At 69.9% G+C, this 3,786-nt stretch carries 3 protein-coding genes; 2 read left to right on the plus strand and 1 reads right to left on the minus strand.

All coding sequences use genetic code 11. The features are described from left to right. Positions 1-1,970: phosphoribosylformylglycinamidine synthase subunit PurL (purL, locus tag NS283_RS17775; protein WP_241492283.1), on the minus strand; the 1,970-nt coding region annotated here is incomplete at its 3' end. Positions 1,971-2,318: 348 nt separating this feature from the next. Here purL and NS283_RS17780 point away from each other — a divergent pair. Beyond that, a complete protein-coding gene (locus NS283_RS17780; protein WP_058598175.1) occupies positions 2,319-2,699 on the plus strand; it encodes a hypothetical protein in 381 nt (126 codons plus the stop codon). A gap of 157 nt (positions 2,700-2,856) precedes the next feature. Continuing rightward, a partial coding sequence (locus NS283_RS17785) for an FAD-dependent oxidoreductase (protein WP_058598176.1) occupies positions 2,857-3,786 on the plus strand: 930 nt, incomplete at its 3' end.

Genomic DNA, 3,786 nt, shown 5'->3' on the forward strand with positions numbered 1-3,786 from the left:
AGCAGCTCGGCGAGCTTGCGCTCCTGAGCGAGGTCGACCTTGGGCGGGCGACCGCCGAGGTGGCCGTGGATCGTGCCGGCCCACTGCGAGCCGTCGAGCTCGTCGGCCGTGACGCCGAGCAGGTAGAGGTTCTCGCCGGCATCCTGCCATCCGCTCGGGATGCGCGCGGCGACATCGTCGATGATGCCCAGGACACCCACCACGGGGGTCGGGTGGATCGGCTGGTCGCCGGTCTGGTTGTAGAACGACACGTTGCCGCCCGTGACCGGGATGCCGAGCTCGAGGCATCCGTCGCTCAGGCCCTCGACGGCCTGGCTGAACTGCCACATGACCTCGGGGTTCTCGGGGCTGCCGAAGTTCAGGCAGTCGGTGACGGCGGTGGGCACGGCACCCGTGACGGCGACGTTGCGGTACGCCTCGGCCAGCGCCAGCTTCGCGCCGTTGTAGGGGTCGAGCTGGTTGTAGCGGCCGTTGCAGTCGGTCGCGATCGCGAAGCCGAGACCCGTCTCCTCGTCGACGCGGATCATGCCGGCGTCGTCGGGGAAGCTCAGCGCGGTGTTGCCGAGCACGTAGTAGTCGTACTGGTTCGTGATCCACGATGTGTCGGCCAGGTTGGGGCTCGCCACCAGCGTCGTGAACTGCTCGCGGAGGGTCTCGGCATCCGTCGTCCGAGGAAGGGTCGCGGCCGAGTCGGCCTGCAGCGCGTCGATCCAGGTCGGGTAGGCGACGGGGCGCTCGTAGACCGGGCCGTCGACCGCGACCGTGGAAGGGTCGACGTCGACGATGCGCTCGCCGTACCAGTCGATGACGAGGCGGCCGTCGCCGGTGACCTCGCCGAGGACGCTCGTCTCGACGTCCCACTTGCCGACGACCGCGAGGAAGGCGTCGAGCTTCTCGGGAGCGACGATCGCCATCATGCGCTCTTGCGACTCCGACATGAGGATCTCTTCGGGCGTGAGCGACGGGTCGCGCAGCAGCACCTTCGAGAGTTCGACCCTCATGCCGCTGTTGCCGTTGGCGGCGAGCTCGCTCGTGGCGCACGAGATGCCCGCGGCCCCGAGGTCTTGGATGGCCTCGACGAGGTCGTCGCGGTAGAGCTCGAGGCAGCACTCGATGAGCACCTTCTCGGCGAACGGGTCGCCCACCTGGACCGCGGGACGCTTGGTGGGGCCGCCGTCGGCGAAGGTGTCGGATGCCAGGATGCTCGCGCCACCGATGCCGTCACCGCCCGTGCGGGCACCGAACAGCACGACCTTGTTGCCCACGCCCGTGGCGTTGGCGAGCTTGATGTCTTCGTGGCGCATGACGCCGACCGCGAGGGCGTTCACAAGCGGGTTGCCCTGGTAGACGGCGTCGAAGACCGTCTCTCCGCCGATGTTGGGCAGGCCCAGGCAGTTGCCGTAGAACGAGATGCCGCTCGTGACGCCGTGCACGACGCGCGGGGTGTCGGGGTGGTCGATGGCGCCGAAGCGCAGCTGGTCCATGACCGCGACCGGGCGCGCGCCCATCGAGATGATGTCGCGCACGATGCCGCCGACGCCGGTGGCCGCGCCCTGGAACGGCTCGATGTAGCTCGGGTGGTTGTGCGACTCGACCTTGAAGGTGACCGCCCAGCCGTCGCCCACGTCGACGACGCCGGCGTTCTGGCCCATGCCGACCATGAGCCGAGTCTTCATCTCGTCGCTGACCTTCTGGCCGAACTGGCGCAGGTAGATCTTGCTCGACTTGTAGGAGCAGTGCTCGCTCCACATGACCGAGTACATCGCCAGCTCGCCGCTGGTGGGGCGGCGGCCCAGGATCTCGCGGATCTTCGCGTACTCGTCGCTCTTCAGGCCGAGCGCGCCGTACGGCTGCTCTTTCTCGGGCGTCGCGATGGCGTTCTCGACGGTGTCAGCAAGAGCTGTGCGGGCGGCGGGGTTCGGGGTGGTCACGCGGCTGAGCTCCAAGAATCGCAGGGGCCGGACGGGCATCAGTCTAGTTGGGGCAGCCGATCCTGATCGGCCGACGTGGACAGGTCGCGGCCTCCGCCCCGCTGGGGAGGACGGGTGGGGCGTGGCATCCGCTCCCCGGGTCGAGGTCCGGGGCCGCCACGGGTCGCGGCCGGGGCCCGTGCCGTCGTGCGGAGTCCGGTCGCGACACGCCGGTTCCGGATGCCGCGGGGCGGCGTGTCAGCCACGAACTCCGCGTGACGGCACGGTGGCGGACGGCCCCACCGCCGGGTACCGCGCGGACCCGGTGGGAGGGTGGCGGCACCGGAAGTGGTTGTGCCGAACAGAGGAAGGCGACAGGCTGATCCGCACCGGACCGAAAGGCGTGCCATGGCCATCCTCAATTTCCAGCTCGTCGTCTCGGGCGACCTCGCCGCGGCGCAGGATGCCACGCGATCGGCCCTCGAAGCAGCGGACTTCACCGTGACCGACAAGGGCGACCACTGGAAGGCCGCGCACGGCAGCATCGCCCGGACGATGTTCCAGGGATTCATCACGAGCGAGGACTCGCTCCGCGAGGTGCTCGATGTGAAGTTCACCGACCTCGGCGGCACGGTCCAGGTGGATCTCCACCGCCCGATCTTCCAGCCGGGCAGCGGTAACGACGACGGTCTCGTCCAGGTGAGGCTCTACGACGCCTATAAAGAGGCGGTCGGCAAGGTCGCCGCCGACCTCGAGGGCCGCGGCATCCTGGTCAGCAGCAAAATCTGAGGCGGGCGGCCATTACGTTCCCTCGGGCGGAGTCCGGGCGCGACGCGCCGGTTCAGGATGCCGCGGCACGGCGTGTCGGCGATGAACTCCGCGTGACGGTCCGGGGCGTCATGCCCGACGCCACCGCGCAGAAGCACCGCGTGAGAAGGAGGGCGACATGACGTCGACGTGCGCCATCGTCGGCGGCGGGCCCGCGGGGCTGGTGCTCGCACTTCTGCTCGCGCGGGGTGGCATCCGGGTCACCGTTCTCGAGAAGCACGCGGATTTCCTCCGCGATTTCCGGGGTGACACCGTCCACCCCTCGACTCTCGGACTGCTCGACGACCTCGGACTCTTCGAGCGCTTCGACCAGCTCCCGCAGTCCCGTGTGCGCCAGTTCCGCGTCCCCACGACCGACGGTTCAGACGTGGTGCTCGCCGATCTCGATCGGCTGCCGGTGCGGCATCCGTACATCGCGATGGTGCCGCAGTGGGATCTGCTCGACCTGCTCGCGGCGGCCGCGGAGGCGGAGCCGACCTTCACCCTGCTGCGCGAGCACGAGGTGACCGGCGTGCTCCGCGGGGGCGGGCGCGTTCGCGGCGTGACTATCCGATCCCCGCGCGGTGAGGGCGAGCTGCTCGCCGACCTCACCGTCGCGTGCGACGGGCGGTGGTCGGTGGTGCGTCGCGCTCTCGACCTGCCCCTCCGCGAGTTCGCGGTTCCGTTCGATGTGTGGTGGTTCCGCGTCACGACCGCACGGCACCTGGCGGAGGCGCTGCTCCCGCGCGTCCGTCGAGGTCGTATCGGGATCGCGATCCCCCGCCGTGGGTACGTGCAGGTCGCGTGGATCGGCCGGAAGGGGACGGATGCCGCGCTCCGCGCCGCCGGAATCGACGCGTTCCGCGCCGAGGTCGCCGAGCTCCTCCCCGACCTGGCCGAGGACGTGCACACGATCGCGTCGATGGACGACGTGAAGCACCTCGACGTGCGGCTGAACCGCCTCCGCCGGTGGCACATGAACGGCGTGCTGTGCATCGGCGACGCCGCGCACGCGATGTCGCCCGCGGGAGGGGTGGGCATCAACCTCGCGGTTCAGGATGCCGTCGCC

Origin of the sequence: Microbacterium testaceum (genome assembly GCF_001476285.1) — a bacterium.
In the GTDB taxonomy this organism is placed as follows: Bacteria; Actinomycetota; Actinomycetes; order Actinomycetales; family Microbacteriaceae; genus Microbacterium; species Microbacterium testaceum_B.

Excerpts from the sequence above, each read along its gene's own strand:
- NS283_RS17780 (WP_058598175.1), top strand. The coding sequence starts at position 2,319 with ATGGCCATCCTCAATTTCCAGCTCGTCGTCTCGGGCGACCTCGCCGCG.